Genomic DNA, 20,011 nt, shown 5'->3' on the forward strand with positions numbered 1-20,011 from the left:
GTTCTTGACGAGCTTGAACCGCTCATGGCTAAACGATTCCAGGATCTTGGACCTCTCACCAATGGCGAACCGATGAGTATTCTCGCGTTTAAGAAAGAACAACGGCTCGAGCTTTGGAAGCAGCGCGAGAGCGGCTGGGAGATGGTTTGTTCCTACCCGTTCACTGGCTACTCAGGTACGCTGGGCCCCAAGCTGGAGGAGGGTGACGGCCAGATTCCCGAAGGAATCTACCAGATCGAATACCTGAACCCAAACAGCTCATACCATCTTTCTATCAAGCTCGATTACCCGAATTCATTTGATCGGAAAATGGCAGATGTAGATGGTCGAGAAGAGCTGGGCTTTGACATCTTCATTCACGGGTCGAGTGCTACGATAGGCTGTATACCTATTGGTGATGAGGCTATCGAGGAGTTGTTCTATCTGATTGCCAAGAACGGATATAGTAATGTGACCACCATCATTACGCCTGTTGATTTCCGTCTTGGGGCCGCACCGCCTGAGGTGGACGGCATTGGCTGGGAGGCTGATCTCTACGCCAAGCTTTCCAAGAGGCTGAAGGACTATCCAATTCCTGAAAATCCCAACAATGAAGATGATAACAAGGAGCATCAGCTGCCCACAGTCCCACCGAGCAGCTAAGCATCATGAAAATTTCATCATCAACGCAAAAACCTAGCGCGCAGGAGGGTTGCAGTTGGTGTGTAAATAGACAGACAAGCTAATTGAACGGCTGCGGAAAAACCCAAAACGACTGAGGTTATTTCAGCTGTAATCCTTGTAGCTAGGGCAATCATGGTCCAGCTAGCTGAAAAATGTCTGGCATTTTTTATGACACTATTGAGCAGGAATTCCACTGCCGAAGGCATGGTTAAATGCCAGCCCCGTGCGATGGCGCAGCCATCCCGCGGGGAGGCAGATTCACCGAAACCCGAGCCCTGAATGGGCTCCACATAGGCACAGCCGTAGCAGAAATTTGTCGCCATCAGCTTGGCTGGGCTTTCTCTCGCCCCTTTGGGGCTTCAGGGTCATTGGGCGTGTTTACCCTGACCTGCGTTAGGCCTTCAGCCTGGCCTTGCTCAGGGCTGTAGTTTCTCGGTCCTTCGGACCTTTTTTTGGAAATACAGACTCAAAATCAGTGGATTAGTATTCAGTCAGCTAGAATGTTAAATCCAGTGATTTTGGATAACAAAACGATTCGATTAGAGGTTGCAGCAACCTGCTAGTACTCGGTAATCTTGTCTTGTGATATTAAAGTTGTGGAGGGTGGCTAATTAATTTTAGTCATTTAGACTGTAATGTTATTTAATGATATGAGGCAGATAATAGCTAAGTTGAAAAAAGATGAGTTTTTTAGGCCGAGTGCTCTATTTGTTTGGAAAAAAGTTGACATAATGTTGCTAATTTTTTTCACACTGGGGTATTTTGTGATGTTTGAAATGCCTAACAAGACGGGGGTGGGAGCACTGTCCTTCTGTTTAGCTCAAACAACTACGACACTGTTGATGGTGTATAGGGTTGTCATAAAGCAAAATAAAAAAATTCGAGAACTAGAAAAGTTACTGAATAAAGAATCTGGTGATGGTGACAAAGCAAAGCTACAATTCTATTAGACTTTGAATCTAGATCTTCTGCTAGAATCAGGTGATTGGTTTCAGCAGATTCTTGAGATGATGTTTGGTTTTCTAACCGGTTGAGAGGTCACAGCTGGTCGTTATCGATGACGAGTTGGTTTGCTTGCAACTCAGCACCTCGCACGGTGAGGCGGATGGAGGTGATGGGGGTTTCTGATAGGTGGAAGAAAACGATTTCACCATTGTATAGAATCTCTACTTTGTTGGGCGAATTGACGACTTCTAATTTGCTCTTTTGATAGAGATTGTCGAGGTAGAGCGTCTGGCACTTTTTTTGTTTTTCGTGTTCGGTCGGCTGAGCTGGTTTGAAATTGATATCTTTGAGGTGGAAGTGGCCTAGGTATTCGTTGTCGCCAGCCCATGCGGCAATGATGAGATATGGGGGCTGTTGGTGATGTTCGAGTCGAGTCAGCTGGAATTGCAATGAGGCTAACTGGAAGCTGTCGCGCAAGGTAATGCGGTGATGTTTGTAGGAATCTAGCGGGTCGACGGTGATGTCGAAAATCGAGGGATTTTTTTCGTCAGCTGAGCTTTGCTGGGCGGCAAAGATATAGGGGCCAGAGAAGATGCTCTCGGCTGCGTTCACCGGAGCGAAAAGCATGAGGGCGGCGGAGATGATGCCGTAGATGGAGTTAGGTGAAGCAGTCATGTTAGTTATGGAATGGGCTTCTTGAGCGCACGCTGGCGTTTAGTTTTTTGTCATTGAGGCAGCTGCTCGTGAACCATGCATAGCTGTTCCATGCGCGTTCATAATTTGGGTAGTGTTTGACCATGGCCTCGTAGTGGTCGGTGACGCCGTCCCACATGGGGAAACGCAAGCGCATGTCGATGCACATGAATCGTTTATCAAGCGTATCAGGTTCAAGCGCGAGACCTTTTTCCATCGTGCGTATGGCGGCGCGTATCCAGTAGCACTCGTAGTAGAGGAACTCGCCCAGCTGGAAGTAGAGGTCGGCGTCGTTAGGGTTGGCTTTTATCAATTGTTGGAGGTGATGGATGTGTTCGTAAGGGTCAGCATCGACATCAGCGGGAGTGGGCACACGGTAGTCTGCAACTCTCCAGTTAGAATCGCGAAAGGCAAACATCCACTGATTGTCTGGGTTTTCTAGCCGGCAGTAGCTTTTGTTTGGTGGGCTCGCTTGATAGGCCCAAGTTTTTGGGAAATCGACCAACCACTGTTTGTCTTTATTGCGCCGCATGAGCAGGTGGAATGCATTGCCCTTGCTGAAGCGAGCGACGGCTAGGTCGCCTTGTTGCATGATGTACATGGGGCCAGCTGCGGCGTAGCGTTGCCACATGGTTTTCAGCTGCGCTGGTGGGTGTGGGTATTCTAAGCGCATCATTTGGCTGCCTTTGGTGATGCAGGGGAGAAATGGATAGTCGATGCCATTTTCTAGCGCTGAGAGGAAATTCAGTGCGGTGACATCGGGTGTCAGTCCAGCTGGAAATCGACTGTCTATATCTGCGGGATCGTATTCCATAGAGCGATCGACTCGCTGCTGGATGCTGTTGTAAAAATCTTTAGTGCTGACGCCAGCGCCACCTGATAGGAATCCTTGGCTCATGCCGCCGCGTTTGAGCTCACCAATGGAGAAGCGGGTGAAGGTTTCTTGGCCATTGTGTTTATCGACTACAGCGGCGATCATGGCGCCAAATACATCGCCGTAGTAATTGCCCGACATGTAGGATTTGATGGTTTCCTGAAAGCCTAAACAAAAGGTATCCGGGTACATGTCTTCGAGCTCGTAGCCGACTTCAATTTTCAGCTCTTGGTCATCTTCGATGAAGAGAAAGAGTAGGCCTTTGCCGCCAGTGTTAGCGCCAATTTTCCAGGCATCAAACAGCTCGCTGGCATAGCTTTCTAGCGAATACCCGCGTGGCAGGGTGGGGCGCAGAACGATGGCAAATTCATAGCCTGTCTCTTTGTGTGCACGCTTGAGCTCGTAGCGCGCGTAGTCGTCGGCGCCACGGATGCCGCTGTCGTTGTAGAAGGCGAGCTGAGCTGGTTTTTTAGGAAATGGATCCAGCTGATAGGCGATGAGCGCCTTGGGTTTTTGTTGCTGCCAGAAGGCGACGAGCTCGGATGAGTAGTAGGTACAAGCGGCTATCAGCACCAGCAGATAGAGTGCAATGCGGTATTTCATGGCTTAGAATTGCACTTTAGGATTTTGCTTTGCAGCTTCAGGGGCGACGATGTAGCCCTCGTAGTTTTGCAGATTCATGGCTTGGGCAACGAATGCCTGCGGCATTTTTTTGATCTCGCTGTTATAGGCTCTAATGCTTTCGTTGTGACGCATGCGCTCGATGGCGATGCGGTTTTCGCTACCTTCTAAGGTGATGATTAGATTTTGGAACATCTGGTTAGCCTTCAGCTGTGGGTAGGCCTCTACCGAGACGAGCAGCCGGCTGAGACTACTTTCTAGCTGGTTGGCGGTGCTGAGTTTTTCGGCGCCAGTTTGGCGTGCCCAGTCGCTGCGCAATTTGCTGATTTCGGTGAGCAGCTCCCGTTCGTGTTTGGCGTATCCTTGCACGGTGCTGACGATGTTAGGGATCAGGTCGTAGCGGCGTTGCAAAACATTATCGACTTGTGCTTGGCTCGCTTTGATTTGTTCTTCTAGGCTAACAAGGTGACGTTGAGTTTTGATTGTCCAGCTGCCTGCGGCGATGATCAGAGTAATTATGACGGCTGCGGCAATGGCGAAAATTGCCACTTTGTTAGGTGGTTTTTGCTCGATCTGGCTGGTGGCCTGAAGAGTATTACCTTCTTCAGCTGGGGGATTCTGTTCCTCGACTAGCTCTGGATCAGCAGCATTTTCGTAGACGATTTCAGAATCTAATGACTCAATGTCATCGAGGTCAAAATGTTCGTCTAACTCGTCGCTTTCAGTGAATTCAGGATAGGATTCGGCTGGCTCTAGCTGGTTGAGTATTTCCAGTTGGCTAGCTTTATCGAGGTCGCTACCACCGCCTAACTCCTCAATCTGCAACATGGCTGAGCTGAGGATGTTCTCTTGGGCTTCGTTGTCGTAGCCTTTGTCTATCAGGCTCTCCGATAAGTGCTGGAGGTAATCAGTGAGCAGCTCATTTCTTGGGTTCATAGTCAGCGTTCAGTTTTTTTAAATCCTTCTGTAGGGAATTTACAAACTTCTGCATAAAGGCGAGCTTGATGCGGCCTTTGGCTTGAAGTTCGAAATATTTGCGCGGCGGGCCGCTTGCGGATTTCACACTATGAGCGCTGATGTAGCCTTCTTTGACCGAACGTGCTAGAATTGGGTAGACGGCACTTTCGGTGACCTTGGTCATGGACGGGTAACTGCGCAGCTCTTGGAGGATTGCATAGCCATAGTTCTCGCCACTTGTTAGCACACTGAATACTGCATACTCTAGCAGGCCCTTGCGGACTTGCCCGTACCAGTATTCTTCTGTGCCTGACTGCTTCATTTTGCATATTATAGATCAGGCTGGAGACATTAGTCTAGCACCAGATTCTAATAACTACTGTGAGAAATCATGTTTAGTAAAATTACTATTTTATAAATAATAGTCAAGGTGAATTGAAAGAGCTCGCAAATGCGACGGTATATATGTTTGCGCCAAGTAGATCAATTGTTTGAATAAGTAGTTGACTATTATTTATAAAATAGTACCTATTGGCGACGCGATTTTCCTAGGGGTATGAGAATCGTATTCGTATTATATGTAGGCCCGCTCTGTTTTTATGTATGGCAGAGCGGGTCATTTACGTCTAGCGAGTGGCTAGAATTCATCTTCAGATAGAACGACTAGGGTATCGTCTGGCTGGAGTGTGAAGGTGGTATTTTTCTCTGGGATCAGCTGGATGCCGAAATTATGATCGGCGTCATTTTCCAGCTGGTTAGTTTTCACGCCGAGGCAGACTTCGCCGCGTTGTTGTGCGATTCTGATCATACTGGCAAAGCTAACAACTTTTGGTAGATCATCGAAATAGAGCTGAGCTGGTTTGAGGTAAATCTCGGATCCATCTTCTTCGAAGATATCATCGTAGACGAGCTTGATGTCTCTGCTTTCTGAGATTTGTGCGAGGATCATGCTCACGAGTCTGTTGGAGATGATGACATCTTTGACGCCAGCTTGGGAGATGAGCGGGTAGTTCATGGAGTCGAGAATTTCCGTGATCAGCTTGGTGCCGTTTTGGTCGTGTTTGCCCTGCTCAAAGATGTGGCGCAGCAGCAGCAGCGTGGCAATGTTCTCGGAGTCTACTTTTTGCGCATCCATGTCGCGTCCAGCTTCAGCTAGCACGATGATGTTGTCGTAGTTTTGCGGCGATAGGCTTGTGAGGTCATTCATGCTGAGGCGGTCTTTTTCTATCAGCCTGATATCCATGCCTTCTAGGGTATCATTAGCCAGCTGGATTTCTTCTCTGATAGAATCGCTAGGGTCGAGTAACATGATGTCGATCTGGCTGCCATCTTGTACGTAGTCGGCATATTGTTGGAGAATGGTGGGCACTTTGTTGGACCAGCCAAGGATGAGTTCTTTTTCTATGCTTTGTTCGCTACGGCGGTTTGCTAGAGTGAGTTTTTCTGGCTGGGCGACGGCTTGGTTTTCGTAGTGGATTGTCGAGTCGTCATCGGCGAGGATGAGGATTTCATCATCACTAGTTAGCTGGTAATCTAGCGGTGGGTTGAGGCTGAGTGAGCCGTCTGCGTGGCGAATTCCCATAGGCACGCCATCGGCGAAATGATAGGGCAGGTCGGCGAAGCTGATGTCACCCCAATCGGCCTGATAGAAATACATTTCACAGCCGTCGTATGAGAGGATTTCGTTATAGACAACGGATAGGCCGACGGAGCGTGACGTTTGCACGAGCAGTTTGGCGAGGATATCGCCGGTGTCTACGGTGACGATATTTTCGGCGAAGGTTTTATTGATGATGTCGCGGTAGGTGGGTGAGTAGATTTCGGCGACGATGGCGGCTTCGTCTTTGTGGGCTTTGATCGTATTGAGCGCGAGGATGGTCTGCATCACTTTGGCGTCGCTCATGGTTTTATCTTTAGCGCTGCCCATTTCATCGCAGGCGGCGAGGATGATCATGGATTTGCAGCTCTCGGCGGAGACGATGTCGAGGTTGATGAGTGAGGCGGTATTGCCGCAGCGGGTGACGATGCGCGTGGTTTGGGTATTGGGCAAACGCAGCCGCAGGGTATCGTCCATGGTTTCTTTATCCATGTCTGATAGAATGACAACGCAGGCGTCGTCTTCGCTTTCGTTAGCCATGATGAGCTCTCTAATGATTTCGACAATGCGTTGTTCATTCCAGCCGAGAATGAGGGTGTGGTCATCTTCTATCACCTTGGAGTGGCCGCGTTTGAGCTCGCTGATTTTTTGATCCATGGCGGTGGTGATAAAGGCGATGAGGGCGGAGAAAATGATCACGCCTGATAGACCGGCGATCACGGCAAAGAATTTGTGAGCTGGTGAGGAATAGATGTCCTGAGCCATGTTGCCGGGGTCGGTGAGCTCGAGGAAGGTGATGTAGGCATTGCCGGTGAAGCTCAGCTGGTGCTGGCTGGCTAGGCTCTCGGGAGGGAATCCCCAAGCGAGCAATCCGCGCAGTGTGGCTAGAACTACAAAGATGACGAGGAAGGCAATGACGAGGCTGGTGAAAATGGAGATGCCCCCCTTGGCCATGAAGCTGTCGATGCGGTAGCGGATGATTTTTTTGAATGCCATGATGCGTGAATGATAGATCTCGCATTCTAATTGATAGATTATTACGGCTGTGGGCAAGGATGATTTAGTGATTTGTTCTCAATGAGTTATTTTTCAGCTGGATGACATGAAGCGCCTTTGGTCTGGTAGTGTTTTATTTGTTGTGTTAGTGATGGCAAAAATGATGAAGAGTCCGGTAGCAAATCATAAAGAGATGAAGCATGTGGTCTTAGATAAGGGGCTGATAGCTTTTAAGTGCGTGGAGACAGGGGGGATTTTTATTCCAGCTGGATCGTATTGGAGCTGGTTAGACCAGCAGCCAGAGCGTTTGCCACACCGCGAGCCGATGGCTGGCATTGCGCCGCCTATCATTGATAGCAAACATGCAAAGATTTGTCCTGAGACGGGCACGGTGATGATGCGTTGTGCGGTGGGTCACGGGTTTGATTTTTCTATTGATAGATCGCTGAAGGGGAGCATCTGGCTGGATGCTGGCGAGTGGGAGGCATTAAAGCAGCGGAATTTCCACGACGAGCTGCATTTGATTTTTTCAGCGCCGTGGCAGCAGGCGGTGCGCAATGAGGAGATTTATGCCGAGCGCCGCGAGAGGATGAAAAGCCAGTTAGGTGAGGATTTGCTCAGCCAGCTGGATGATTTGAAAGCTAGTTTGCGAGACCATGCGGCGCGTGATTTGGCGCTGTCTTATTTGTTGCACGAAGATTGATTTGGCCAGTTAGGTGGGGTGGTGCGCTGGGGTCTGTGTCGCTCTTGCAGAGCTGTGGTCTTATTGGTTTGCTGACCTAGGGTTGCGTTGAGCCTTCGGCTCTGCCTTACCCTAGGCTAGGCTGTTGCACGCCTTCGGCGTTTTTTTTAGTTAGGTGGGGTGGTGCGTTGGCGGCTGTGTCGCTCTTGCAGAGCTGGGGTCTTATTGGTTAGCTGACCTAGGGTTGCGTTGAGCCTTCGGCTCTGCCTTACCCTAGGCTAGGCTGTTGTACGCCTTCGGCGTTTTTTTAGTTAGGTGAGGTGGTGCGTTGGCGGCTGTGTCGCTCTTGCAGAGCTGGGGTCTTATTGGTTAGCTGACCTAGGGTTGCGTTGAGCCTGCGGCTCTGCCTTACCCTAGGCTAGGCTGTTGCACGCCTTCGGCGTTTTTTTTAGTTAGGTGGGGTGGTGCGCTGGGGTCTGTGTCGCTCTTGCAGAGCTGGGGTCTTATTGGTTAGCTGACCTAGGGTTGCGTTGAGCCTTCGGCTCTGCCTTACCCTAGGCTAGGCTGTTGCACGCCTTCGGCGTTTTTTTTAGTTAGGTGAGGTGGTGCGCTGGGGTCTGTGTCGCTCTTGCAGAGCTAGGGTCTTGTTGGTTTGCTGACCCTGGGTTGCGTTGAGCCTTCGGCTCTGCCTTACCCTAGGCTAGGCTGTTGCACGCCCTCGGCGTTTTGTTGCCGGATTGCGTTTTGTTTAGGGTGCTAGCCTTCGGCGTTTTGTTTGTTATATTAGGTTTTCTCAGCTAGCGGGTAGAATTTTCAGCCAGCTGGTAGATAGTCGTTGATGATGTTGTTGACGCTATCTTGTAGCTCATCTATCAGCGCGGGATCCATGAATTGATAGTCGTCTGGGATATCTAGCACGTAGATGTCTGTGCTGTCTTGAGCTTGTGGATCTAGCTGGAGGATTCTTTGTTTGTGCTGGTTTTCCATCACGCAGATGACGTCAGCCCAGTCGATGTCGTGGGGTTTTAGTTGGCGTTTGGCTGATTTGTTAGTTCCGGCTGATCGGGCTATCACAGCGTGGTGGTGGCTGTAGATTTTTTCAGCAGTTGGGCTGCGCCATTGGTTCATGGAGCAAATGAATAAGAGCTTGAGTCGAGAATTGGGCATATTGCTCAGCTAGCTAGAGCTGGTGTTAGTTTCTAGTTAGATGGTTGTTCTGGTTCGCCGAACTGATGGAGTCCGCGGTTCCATGCGCGGCGTTGTTTTTTATTGAGTCTGCCTTGGTCGCCTTCTTTGCGCAGTTGGCGGTTGGCTTTTTGGTCTTCTTTGCGGCGGGTGGCCTCGGCGAGCACATCAGCGGCGGTGAGGTCGCGGTAGGCTTCGCGGGCGAGTGGCGCGCCGACACGTTTGTCGATGAGCTGGACGACTTCGATTTGTTTTTTATGGGTGCCGTCGTGGCTGGGCACTTCTAGCAGGTCGCCGATTTTGATGGCGGCGGCTGGTTTGAGTGCGCGGGTGTCGCGTTTGACTTTGTTAGCGGAGGCGTCTTTGGCGGCGAGGCTACGGGTTTTGTAGAGTCGGGTAGCCCAGAGCCATTTATCGAGTCGTACGGTGTCTGCCATAGGTGGCTAGGATAGCTGAGTGGTGGCGATTGGCCAAAGCTAAAATGAGCTGGCTGAATGGGGTGGCAGGCGGCGAGTGGGGAGTGAATTGGTAAGATTTCTATGAAAAGATGGAATCTACGCGTGATTTTTTGTGAATTCTAGCGCATGTGTGTTGTGAAGCATGTTTGAGATCAGGGAAAAACCGGAAATGGTGGAGCGCGCGCTACTGGTGCGGCTTAATTTTGACAAACGCGATGAGGATGAAGACATCAGCCTGCTCGAGGAGTTGGGTGAGCTGGTGGAGAGTCTGGGCATTGGGGTGGCAGATTCTGCGCTGATGTATGTGCGTACGATGCAGAAGCCGTTTTTGTGTGGCTCGGGCAAGGCGGAGGAGATTGTTGAGCTGGCTAGAGCACATGAGTGCGACTGCATTGTGATTGATAATATTTTGCTGCCATCGCAGCAGCGCAACTGGGAAGAGCTCGCTGACTTGTGTGTGATCGACCGCGAGGAGGTGATTTTGGATATTTTTGCCAAACGTGCGCAGACTAAGGAAGCTCGCTTGCAGGTGGATCTGGCGCGCATGCAGTACTCGCTGCCGCGTCTGGCTCGCATGTGGGGTCACCTTGACCGTGAAGGTGGTGGCGGCACTGGCGGTGGTGGCGGAGGCGCTGCCCGTGGTATGGGTGAGCAGCAGATTGAGGTGGATAGACGGATGGCGCACAAGCGCATTGACCGTTGCCGCCGTGAGCTGGCTGAGGTGAGAAAACAACGTACCACACGCCGAAAGGAGCGGGAGAAAAACCAGACGCCACACGCGGCGATTGCTGGTTATACCAACGCGGGAAAATCAACTTTAACCAACCGTCTGGCGGGCGCGGATATCATGGCCAAGGACATGCTATTTGCCACGCTGGATACTACTACGCGGGCGATTGAGCTGCCTGATGGTCAGCCGCTTTTGCTGACCGATACGGTGGGATTTGTACGCAACTTGCCACACCGATTGGTGGAGGCCTTTAAGTCGACGCTGGAGGAGGCTGTGCTGGCTGATTTCATCATCCACGTGGTGGATGCCTCGTCGCCAGAAGCGGTGGAATTTCACAATACCACCATCTCGGTGCTGACTGAGCTGGGCGCTGAGGACAAGCAGATGATCACGGTTTTAAATAAGATCGATATGGTGGATGACCCAGCTGTGCTTGCGGCGCTGGAGGGGAAATTTGACAATGCGATCGCGGTGAGTGCGCGCACTGGCGAGGGCATGGACAAGCTGCTGGACCGCTGCTCAGACATGCTAGCAGATCGTGTGAAACGCCGACTTTATCGCATTCCGCAGGCGCGTGGCGACCTGAGCGGGCTGATTTACCGCGAAGCAAAAGTTCTCGATACAGAATACGATGGCAATGATATGTTGGTAACGGCGATTGTGCCTGCCAAGATTGCCGGCCAGCTGAAAGATTTCCTGGTCGACTAAGCCAGCGCAGACATCCCTATTCACCCACACTTATCATCATGCGTGCCCTAAGTTCATTGATAGCTCTGATGGTCAGCTTTAGCTGGCTGACGGCGAGTGGCCAAACAACGCCTTCGCCTTCGCCAGCCACCGCTGAGCTGCCGTCCATCGCGCCAGCTAGCACCCCGCAGGCGCCAGCTGCACAATCGGCATCACCTGTGAGCCCTGCGGCTCCGGCTTCGCCAGCTGCTCCTGTCGTTCCTGCTAGCCCTGCGAGTCCGGTCCCGTCAGCACCACATGCGCCGGCGTCCGCCCCAGCGTCTCAAGTTTCCCCATCTCCGCTCGGCCAGCCGACTGGCTCGGTGGCTGAGCTGGTGGAAGAACGTCCAGCTAGCATTGAAGAAGCGGTGCGTTTGCAGGTGTATCTGGACAGCAAAAACTTTGGCCCTGGGGTGATTGACGGCAAGCCGGGAAGGTTCACCACACAGGCGATTCAGGCGTATAATACCAGCCTTGGCCGCTATGCTGACGACTGGGCCAGTGTGATGAAAGAAGCTGCCGTGGCGGTGACTAGCCCGTATGCTACGGCGATCATTCCCGAGGTGGCTAAGAACTACGTTGACCCGACCCTTTCGTACAAACGGCCAGCGCAGGCGCAAGCGAAGATGATGTCCTACCGCAGCATGGCTGAGTTCATCGCCGAGCGCTACCATACCACGCCTGAGTTTCTCAAAGAAATCAACGGCCACAGCTACATGAACAATGCTGGGCCTCGCACCACGGTGAAAGTGCCCAACGTGCATCCATTCAAAATCGAAGACCTTAAACACGGGCGCATGCACCGTGGAAATCCACAGCTGCAAGCGCGCCACATCATCGTGGATACTAAGGTCAACATGATCTCGTTCTACGAGCGCCAGCTGATCGAAAAAGGTGGCGAATTTGACAATCATACCGTGGAGGTAAAAATGCAGCTAGTGGCTGCCTTTCCCATCACTCCGGGGCAGGAAAAATTCATCGAGCGCGGCATGTGGAATGTCAAAAACTCCATCGAGCTACCGACCTGGCGTTACGACCAGCAATTTCTCGATACCGGTGTGCGCGGCAAGGAAGCGCTCACCATTCCTTTTGGGCCAAACAACCCGGTTGGCGTGATCTGGACTGGATTGACCAAATCTGGCATTGGCATCCACGGCACCGACTCACCACATACCATCGGCCGCGCGCGCAGTGCTGGCTGTATCCGTATGGCCAACTGGGACGCCGTGCGTGTGCCTCAGCTCGCCGGCGTAGGCTCGGTGGTAGAAATTCGCTAGCATCTAGCTGGCTGGCTCGCACAGCGGGGAAGTTTTTTCGCCCAGTGGCTGGGCTGGCGGGAAAAAATGCCATTTTTCCTCCTATGGGCGCGGCTAGCTAAAGCCATCTGAGCGAGAATTTTATTCATATAGATGTAAACCTCTGTATGACACATGCGCGCTAACAGTTTCACAAATTCACCTCCGAGCAGCGTTTCTATGGTGATATGCTCCGCAAAATCACCGCACTACTCGTGGCCATCAGTTGTATGGCAACGGCCACCCTCTCGGCGCAATTCAAGCTCTTTGGTGGATCCAGCGAGCCGCCAATTCCCGCAAAAGACGCCCGACCAGCTAATATCGAAGAAGCCGTAAGACTGCAGATTTTTCTCGATGAGAAGAATTTTGGTCCCGGTGGCATCGACGGCAAGCCGGGGAAATTTACCACCTACGCGATTCAAGGGTACAATAGCAGCCGTGGCCGCGACCTCAACGACTGGGGCATCGTCATGCACGAGGCCGCCAAGGCCATCCCTGAGGCCTACATCGACGTAGCTATCCCGGAGCACGCTAGCCAATTTGTGAACCCAAAGCTGCCGTATAAACGCATCGAGCAGGTGGAGGAGAAAATGATGAGCTACCGCAGCTACCTCGAGTATATGGCTGAGCGCTACCATACCACGCCGCAGTTTCTCAAGCAGCTCAATGGCGATAGCTACATGGCCAGTGCCAAACCACTCACCATCGTCAAGGTGCCTAACGTCACCCCATTTCAGATAGAAAATCTCAAACACGGGCGCATGCACCGTGGCGACCCAGACCTCAAAGCCCGCCACATCATTCTCGATACCAAGTACAACATGATCTACTTTTATCAGCGTGAGTTAGTCCATCCAGCTGGCCGCGGCAAGGAAAAGCCAGCGGTGAGCATGAGCTTAGTAGCTAGCTTTCCAATGACGCCGGGTCATGAAAAATTCATCGAGCGCGGCATGTGGAATATTAGAAATTCTATCGAGCTGCCGACATGGCGCTACGACCCGCAATTCCTCGAGACAGGAGTGCGTGGTACGGAGGCGCTGAGCATTCCCTACGGACCTAACAATGCTGTGGGAGTTATCTGGACTGGCTTAACAAAATCAGGCATCGGCATCCACGGTACTGATTCGCCACAAACCATCGGCCGCACACGCAGCGCTGGCTGCTTCCGCATGGCGAACTGGGATGCTGTGCGCGTGCCTCATCTAGCTGGCGTTGGCGCCGTAGTGGAAATCCGCTAACTAACATCGTTTTTCAAATCATCTACCAGTGGATCTCAGCAGCTGAGCCACTGGTATTTTTTTGCCCGGAGGCTCTAACGAGGCAGAATTTCGCCAGAAGTTAAATCGGTTAACCTGCGTCACCTAACGATTCTTTCCGTGAACTAACTTGACTTGTCTAGTTGGGTGAATCAGTCATTTGTCAGTCTTGATAGAGGATTACTGCTAAGGAGAATATGTACGATGATGAGTGAGGATAACAAGCCAAGGGCAATAAGTGAACGAGTTGGCGAAGCGTCTAAGAGAGCTGGCCTGAGTGGGTTTAAACAAGCTGGTTCGATTTCAGCTGAGCCAGAGAGCCCAGTACCTTCTAAGATCAGAGTGCCTCGCTATCGATTTCATCATGGGGTTGCAGCGACCTGTATATTGATCACGGCCTTGTTACTGCGAATAGTTGTGATGATTGGCTACTCTTCGCCATCACAGACACAGCTTACAGTTTATTTTTTATTGTCTATTCTATCAGCTATTGTTTGGATATGGGGGTGTGTTCATTTCGCTAAAAATTTCGGCCTGCCTGGTATCTGGGGGGCATTTGGAATCTTTTTCATCTTTGGCCTCGCTGTTATTTATTGGGCGGGGCGCCAAAAGCCCAAATGGGATAAGGGAAGGAGCCAGAACCCATCTTCTGGTAAATTCAGAGGTGGTGACCCTAACAGCCTGTATTAGCTGGCTGTTTATTTGCATTTGAATCATCTAGTTTTTGTACCCGCCTCAGGCGTTTGCGATTCTATTTGGAGCTAGTTTGCGCCGCTGCAGGCTCATTTTCATATAACTAGTGGCATTGTCATACCGGCGGTCAGATAGGTTAAATGACAGTCAAATAACACGATTAAGCGTTGATATATAACCAGCTAGTTCTTCAGCTCGCTTGACATGTCCCGCTGGCTGAACAAGTCAGTTGTCTGTCTCTTTATGGAGGCATGAAACCAAGGAGGTGGCAAACGATGAATAGTGATCAAAAGAGATCAAGGGGGAATGAGCCCTTTGGAGATAGGTCAAGGAAAGCTCGGCTGAGAGGGTTTAAGCAAGCTGGTTCTATCACAAACGAGCTAACGAGCCAGGTGCGCTATAGCCGCAGGGCTGGGCTCTCACACTTTCCTCATAATGGGCTGGCTGCCTTATTATTGATTGTTGCGGTGGTTCTGCGTGTGGTTATCATGTTGGCATTCTCCTCACCGTCATCGGTCGACCTGGGTGGCGTCTATCTTGTACTTTCTATGTTATCTGCGCTGGCGTGGATATGGGGCTGTGTGCATCTAGCAATTCATTTTGGACTCAATGGCGTCTGGGGTTTGCTAGGTATTTTTTTTATATTCGGGCTAGCGGTGATCTTGTGGGCAGCACGTCAGAAACCTAGATGGGATCTCGAGCAACACATGCAAGCGCATCTAGCTAGATATGGCGGTGGCGATCCAAACAGCCTTTATTAGTTAGTTGGATATTGTTTGCCAGCCAGCTGACACGAGCTGAAAGTCACCGCTTATGCTTGTTGATAAATGATTTACTGATAGGGTGAGACGGTATGGACAACACAGAAAATGACCAAACGGTGAATTTGATTTGTGTTCGCTGTGGCGAAGCTAACGATGAGCGAGCTTCTCGCTGTGAGCATTGTAAGGCACCGTTAGATGACTTCGCCTCCACCGCACCGTGGGAAATGGGCAAGGTCACAGCTGGCCGTACTGCGGCGAATCCACGCACTAACCCCATTGTTTTCTGGGGTGTATGGTTATTATTTAGCCCAACGGTAGTGATTGCTGGCTACAGCTTTGTCAGTCACCTAACATACGCGATCGTCGGACCCGATGATTCTTACACCTCTGGCGGCTACCTGTTAGCTGGCCTGATGGCTGGCCTGTATTTCCTCATTGGTGGTTGGGCGCTGTACACGGTGACCAAACGGTTTTTTTCCAAAAAGAAAGCCAGCGAGTAAGACCATTGCCTCCAGCTAAAGGGAGCATGGTATAAACTAGCTGGCTAGCTGGAGCTGGCGATGCGCCTAGCTGATGATTTTTTCAAATACGCCGCCGCCGAGCAGCGTGCCGGCATCGTAGAAGGCACAGATCTGGCCCGCGGTGATGGCGCGCTGTGGTTTGGCGAAGTCGACCTGCCACTTGCCATTTTCCAGCGGTGTGACAGTGACCGGCTCAGATTTGGCACGGTAGCGCGGCTGAGCTTCAATTTTGCTGACGCCCTCAGGCACGCGGTTGACCCACGAGACCGAGCCGACGATGCACGAGCTGGCGTAGAGGCCAGGTGTGTCAGAGGTATCCCAGCCGACTACCAGCTGGTTTGTCTCAGCATCTTTGCCGACGACAACATAAGGCATGCCATCGCGTGGTGAGGCGACGCCGTGGCCTTTGCGCTGGCCGAGCGTGTAGAGGTGAAGCCCTTTGTGGCGGCCCAGTTTGTTGCCCTCGGTATCGACGATGTCGCCGGGGCTATCGGGCACATAGTTGCGCAGGAAATCGCTCATCTTGATGTTGCCGATGAAGCAGATGCCCTGGCTGTCTTTTTTATTAGCGACGGGTAAATTTAACCGCTGGGCGACTTCGCGTACTTGCGGTTTGAGCATTTCTCCACAGGGGAAACGCGCGTGCCACGCTTGTTTTTGCTCCATCAGTGAGAGGAAATAGCTTTGGTCTTTATTAGGATCAGCGCCGCGTAGGATGTCGGCGGTGCCATTGCTGCGCTCGCGGCGGCGGGCGTAGTGGCCAGTAGCTACGGCGTCAAATCCCTGCTCCAGCGCGTAGTCTAGAAAAACGCCAAACTTCATCTCGCGGTTGCAGTAGACGTCTGGGTTGGGCGTGATGCCGCTGCGGTAGCCTTCCAATAAATAGTCGACGATGCGCTCTGAGTATTGGTCAATCAAATCAACCACGCGGAACTCGATGCCAAGGTGCTTGGCCACCGCGTGCGCGTCTTCTACGTCTTGCTCCCACGGGCATTCGCCGGGGATATTATCGGTATTCATCCAGTTTTTCATGTACGCGCCAGTGACCTCATGCCCTTGCTCAAGCATGAGTGCGGCTGCTACGCTGGAGTCTACACCCCCTGAAAGTCCGACAAGTATCTTCGCCATGGGCGTCAAGCTAGCTGGCATCGGCCAGATTTCAAATGCGAATTTTCACCCATCCAGCCAGCTGGGAAATTGCCTAATCCGCGGGGCGGCAGTGGATTCTGCCACTGGCTGCGCGGCTTGCCGAAATGGCGCTGCCCATGAAGGCAGCGATTCTGGCGAAGTGGATGATTTCCTGGTCTGATGTTAGTTCCTGTTAAAATACCATTGATAGATTAGATGTCACGGTATTGTAACAGAAAGGCACTGCGTCTGTTGGGGTGAATAGGTGTAGGTATGATCCACCCAAATGGGTGAGGTTGTATGAGTAGAGAGAAAGCGCTGAAAGTTGATTTGGGGAAGTGGCAAATGGTCAAAATGCCAGGTCTATCAGCGCCTAGCCATCAGGGAGATTATTTCTCAGCTGAGGTGCAGGCGATTTTATCGCGCAACTTTGGTTTGACCTTTCCTGAGGTTGTTAGTCTTGAGGGCGAATATTATTACCGCGCGATAGATGACAAGGGGATTGATAGAGCGGCAAAGAGCAAGGCAGTGAAGAACATCGCTGATATTCCTAAGGGTGAGATTTTACGATTGATGGAGGGGTGGATTCGCTCACAACGTTGTCTAGCTGATGAGGGATTGCCTAACCATGTGCGGTCAATATTGCTCAATCTGAAGGTGCCCAATCCACGGCGAGCCATCCAGCAATACCGTCTATACAAAGATGACCAGGGCCAAGAAAGGTTGATGATCTTGTGGGGGTTTGAAAATAAAGATGCGCCGGCGGTGTCATTAGAGAAGGCGATCTCTAGCATCATGGATGTGCCAGTTAAGCATTTGCAGAGCATTCTATCGACTTCTATGCCGACCACAACATCCACGGTGGCGGTTCCTCTAGCAGCAGACACTCAGCAGATTGCAGTGATGATAGAAAATGCCAAGATGCAGGGGCAGACTGAGCAGAAGTCTAACTCAAGTGGCTGGATGATGTTAGCTGGCTGCGCGACCTTGGTAGCTGTTCTCGCTATAGCGGCGGTGGCTATGTTAATGTTTGGTGACGAGAGTCACTCTACGCCTGTGACGGTGTATCGTGAGAGTCCGCCAATGTCAGTAGCTGCTGAGCCGACTGAGCTTAGCGTGGAAGCTGAGGATGAGCTAGCTGGACTGGCTGAGGCTGTAGTTGAAGCGCAAGTGGTTGAGCCATCACCAGAGGTGACAGCATCAGTAGCGGAAGTGAGCCAGCCAGCTGAGCTGGATATGTTAGTAGCTGCTGCACCTGCTGAGAAGAGTGCAGAGGTGGCCAAGCTGGAGATCGATTTGGATGCGATGGTGGCTGTAGATCGCACTGAAAAGGTGGCGGATGAGATTTCTCTGGATGATCTGTTAGTAGGGGAAGGCGAAAAAGAAAAATCCAGCCAGAGCGAGAGTCTCATCGATATGATGACTGGCAATTAAGGACATAGCTGAATTTTTACAAATTTGAGGATTAATACAAACAAGATGATGATAATGAGAAAGTTGCCAAAGATGGTGTTATGTTTACTCATCTGGTCGATGAGCACCTTTGCCATGGCTGACCAGCAAGAGTTCAAGGAGATCAATGAGCGCCGGACAGCGCGCAAGGTATTGATTGATTACCTCAAACAGGATGGCAAGGCGCAGGAGACTGCCGCTGGAACATTGAAGATCGCAGCTGGTGTGGACTCGACCAGTGCACAGGCGGCGATTGAGGATGAGAATGCCGATCGCGTTCGCCAGTTTACCATCATTGCCTCTATCAAAGGCATGAGCAAAGATGAGGTGGCGTCGCAGTTTGCGCAAAAAATGGGCGTCGATACGGCGGCTCCTGACTACGAGGTTTTGCTGAAGCTGCATGGTTCTAACACTGTGGGGGCGAGCCTAGCGCCAAGTTTGGTACAGAAATTTTTAATTGAGCGCGGTTACCGTGATATTTCGATAGAAAAGCAGGGAGTTGAGTCATTCATCCGCTTCAGCCAGCCAGGGAAAAAATCATTAGGTCTGGTGGAAATCAAAGCACATGGATCTAGCACCGCGTTTAGCGGAAGTGGCGAGCTTGATGAGTTAGGCCTAGCTGGAAAATTTTGTGATCTCGGCATGGCGTCTCGCCCCGCTAAGGATAAAGAGGTGGCCTTGTTGAGTAAAAATGGCATTGGCAACATCCGCAGCGCTGCGAGTGAGTACCCGATTGCGCTGGATGGTGTGGCGGTGATCATTAACCGTGAAAACCCAGTGAGTACCCTAACTGTAGAGCAGGTAGCTGGATTGTTTTCAGGTAAGATAGCTAACTGGAAAGAACTTGGTGGGCCAGACCAGCCAGTTCACATTTATGCTAGAGATGAACATTCAGGCACCTGGGATACCTTCAAATCAAAGGTGCTCAAGCCTAGCAAATTGTCTCTAGCTGAGAAAAATGTAAAGCGCTACGAGGACAGCGGCAAGCTGGTGCTCAATGTAGCTGGAGATCCAGCTGGCATTGGCTTCATTGGCCTCGCTTACGTGGATACCTCAGTGAAGGCGGTGCCAGTGCAGGCTGGTGAGGGCGCGCGAGCGCTGGAGGCCACCCGACTAACAGTGAAGTCGGAGGATTACCCGCTGAGCCGCCTTTTGTACTTTTATATGCCTACAGATGCCTCGGCATTTACCCGCGATTTTGTGAAGTTCACCATGTCTGAAGCTGGCCAGAAGGTGGTCGATCAGGTTGGCCTAGTGGGGCAGGGTCGCTCAACCAAACGCGACTTCAGCAATGCGGATAAATTGAAAAAAGACTTATTGGAAATGGCTGATTTGCCAGCTGATTATCGTGCTTTGATAGAAATGGCAGATCGCCGCGATACACAGTCTAACTTGCGCTACCGCAGCGGCTCCGATCAGCTGGATATCAACTCGCTGAATAACTTAGATCGTCTGGCCAAACTCTTAGCTGATCCTGATTATGACGACGTGCAGGTGGTTTTGATAGGTTTTGCCGACAATGTGGGAGCAGCTAGAAGCAACCAGCGGATCTCTGAGCGCCGCGCACAAAAGGTGGCTGACATGTTAGCTGGTAAGGGCGTGCAGGGAATTCAGGTAGCTGGCTTTGGCGAGGCCTTGCCCGTAGCTGACAATGCTTCTGAAAGTGGCCGCGCAAAAAATCGCCGCGTTGAGATCTGGCTGCAGAGATAGTTTTTTATGTGAATGCAATACGTGAGTACCGGGTCCGTGGTTTGGGTTAACCACGGGCCCAATTT

The 20,011-nt window shown here is 51.4% G+C and carries 18 protein-coding genes; 10 read left to right on the top strand and 8 right to left on the bottom strand.

The features are described 5' to 3' along the window. Positions 1-24: 24 nt before the first annotated feature. Both JIN82_RS13225 and JIN82_RS13230 read left to right on the top strand, forming a co-directional pair. Positions 25-642, top strand: coding sequence for a L,D-transpeptidase family protein (locus JIN82_RS13225; protein ID WP_200312131.1), 618 nt, complete (start codon positions 25-27; stop codon positions 640-642). A gap of 656 nt (positions 643-1,298) precedes the next feature. Further along, positions 1,299-1,613, top strand: a complete 315-nt coding sequence (locus tag JIN82_RS13230; protein ID WP_200312132.1) for a hypothetical protein — start codon at positions 1,299-1,301, stop codon at positions 1,611-1,613. Positions 1,614-1,701: 88 nt separating this feature from the next. Here the strand turns inward: JIN82_RS13230 and JIN82_RS13235 are convergent, their stop codons facing one another. The 5 genes from JIN82_RS13235 to JIN82_RS13255 form a co-directional block, all read right to left on the bottom strand. Further along, positions 1,702-2,283 (bottom strand): hypothetical protein, encoded by a 582-nt coding sequence (locus tag JIN82_RS13235; protein ID WP_200312133.1) that lies wholly within the window; start codon positions 2,281-2,283, stop codon positions 1,702-1,704. A 1-nt stretch (position 2,284) separates the two neighbouring features. Then, on the bottom strand, positions 2,285-3,778 hold the full coding sequence (locus JIN82_RS13240) for a TPM domain-containing protein (protein ID WP_200312134.1): 1,494 nt from the start codon (positions 3,776-3,778) through the stop codon (positions 2,285-2,287). 3 nt (positions 3,779-3,781) lie between these two features. Continuing rightward, positions 3,782-4,732 (bottom strand): LemA family protein, encoded by a 951-nt coding sequence (locus JIN82_RS13245; RefSeq protein ID WP_200312135.1) that lies wholly within the window; start codon positions 4,730-4,732, stop codon positions 3,782-3,784. Next, on the bottom strand, positions 4,716-5,075 hold the full coding sequence (locus tag JIN82_RS13250; RefSeq protein ID WP_200312136.1) for a PadR family transcriptional regulator: 360 nt from the start codon (positions 5,073-5,075) through the stop codon (positions 4,716-4,718). The genes JIN82_RS13245 and JIN82_RS13250 overlap by 17 nt, the downstream gene beginning before the upstream one ends. A 315-nt stretch (positions 5,076-5,390) precedes the next feature. Beyond that, the gene (locus JIN82_RS13255) at positions 5,391-7,346 is read right to left on the bottom strand and encodes a CASTOR/POLLUX-related putative ion channel (protein ID WP_200312137.1); all 1,956 of its coding nucleotides are present in this window, start codon (positions 7,344-7,346) and stop codon (positions 5,391-5,393) included. A gap of 106 nt (positions 7,347-7,452) precedes the next feature. Between JIN82_RS13255 and JIN82_RS13260 the strand changes: the two genes are divergently transcribed. Further along, positions 7,453-8,049: a TFIIB-type zinc ribbon-containing protein gene (locus JIN82_RS13260; protein ID WP_200312138.1), complete on the top strand. Its 597-nt coding sequence runs from the start codon at positions 7,453-7,455 to the stop codon at positions 8,047-8,049. A gap of 792 nt (positions 8,050-8,841) precedes the next feature. Here the strand turns inward: JIN82_RS13260 and JIN82_RS13265 are convergent. Together JIN82_RS13265 and JIN82_RS13270 are read right to left on the bottom strand one after the other, a co-directional pair. Next, the gene (locus JIN82_RS13265) at positions 8,842-9,195 is read right to left on the bottom strand and encodes a low molecular weight protein tyrosine phosphatase family protein (protein WP_200312139.1); all 354 of its coding nucleotides are present in this window, start codon (positions 9,193-9,195) and stop codon (positions 8,842-8,844) included. Positions 9,196-9,227: 32 nt separating this feature from the next. After that, positions 9,228-9,650 (bottom strand): RNA-binding S4 domain-containing protein, encoded by a 423-nt coding sequence (locus JIN82_RS13270; protein ID WP_200312140.1) that lies wholly within the window; start codon positions 9,648-9,650, stop codon positions 9,228-9,230. Between the two features lie 163 nt (positions 9,651-9,813). On the opposite strand from JIN82_RS13270, the gene hflX reads away from it, so the two are divergent. From hflX to JIN82_RS13295, 5 genes are all read left to right on the top strand, one after another. Further along, a complete protein-coding gene (gene hflX, locus JIN82_RS13275) occupies positions 9,814-11,109 on the top strand; it encodes a GTPase HflX (protein ID WP_200312141.1) in 1,296 nt (431 codons plus the stop codon). Positions 11,110-11,147: 38 nt separating this feature from the next. Next, positions 11,148-12,404: a L,D-transpeptidase gene (locus tag JIN82_RS17525; protein WP_200312142.1), complete on the top strand. Its 1,257-nt coding sequence runs from the start codon at positions 11,148-11,150 to the stop codon at positions 12,402-12,404. Positions 12,405-12,652: 248 nt separating this feature from the next. Then, positions 12,653-13,660 carry a L,D-transpeptidase gene (locus JIN82_RS13285; protein ID WP_200312143.1) on the top strand — a complete coding sequence of 336 codons (1,008 nt, stop codon included), beginning with the start codon at positions 12,653-12,655 and terminating at the stop codon, positions 13,658-13,660. Between the two features lie 1,103 nt (positions 13,661-14,763). Further along, positions 14,764-15,132 carry a hypothetical protein gene (locus tag JIN82_RS13290; protein ID WP_234042016.1) on the top strand — a complete coding sequence of 123 codons (369 nt, stop codon included), beginning with the start codon at positions 14,764-14,766 and terminating at the stop codon, positions 15,130-15,132. A gap of 92 nt (positions 15,133-15,224) precedes the next feature. After that, a complete protein-coding gene (locus JIN82_RS13295; RefSeq protein ID WP_200312145.1) occupies positions 15,225-15,635 on the top strand; it encodes a hypothetical protein in 411 nt (136 codons plus the stop codon). Between the two features lie 66 nt (positions 15,636-15,701). Here the strand turns inward: JIN82_RS13295 and mnmA are convergent, their stop codons facing one another. Next, positions 15,702-16,784, bottom strand: a complete 1,083-nt coding sequence (gene mnmA, locus JIN82_RS13300) for a tRNA 2-thiouridine(34) synthase MnmA (protein WP_200312146.1) — start codon at positions 16,782-16,784, stop codon at positions 15,702-15,704. Positions 16,785-17,084: 300 nt separating this feature from the next. Here mnmA and JIN82_RS13305 point away from each other — a divergent pair, with 300 nt between their 5' ends. After that, positions 17,085-18,218: a hypothetical protein gene (locus tag JIN82_RS13305; protein ID WP_200312147.1), complete on the top strand. Its 1,134-nt coding sequence runs from the start codon at positions 17,085-17,087 to the stop codon at positions 18,216-18,218. Positions 18,219-18,272: 54 nt separating this feature from the next. Next, positions 18,273-19,946 carry a DUF1318 domain-containing protein gene (locus JIN82_RS13310; protein ID WP_200312148.1) on the top strand — a complete coding sequence of 558 codons (1,674 nt, stop codon included), beginning with the start codon at positions 18,273-18,275 and terminating at the stop codon, positions 19,944-19,946. Positions 19,947-20,011: the final 65 nt, after the last annotated feature.

This window comes from Persicirhabdus sediminis (genome assembly GCF_016595495.1).
GTDB classification, from domain to species: Bacteria; Verrucomicrobiota; Verrucomicrobiia; order Verrucomicrobiales; family Akkermansiaceae; genus Persicirhabdus; species Persicirhabdus sediminis.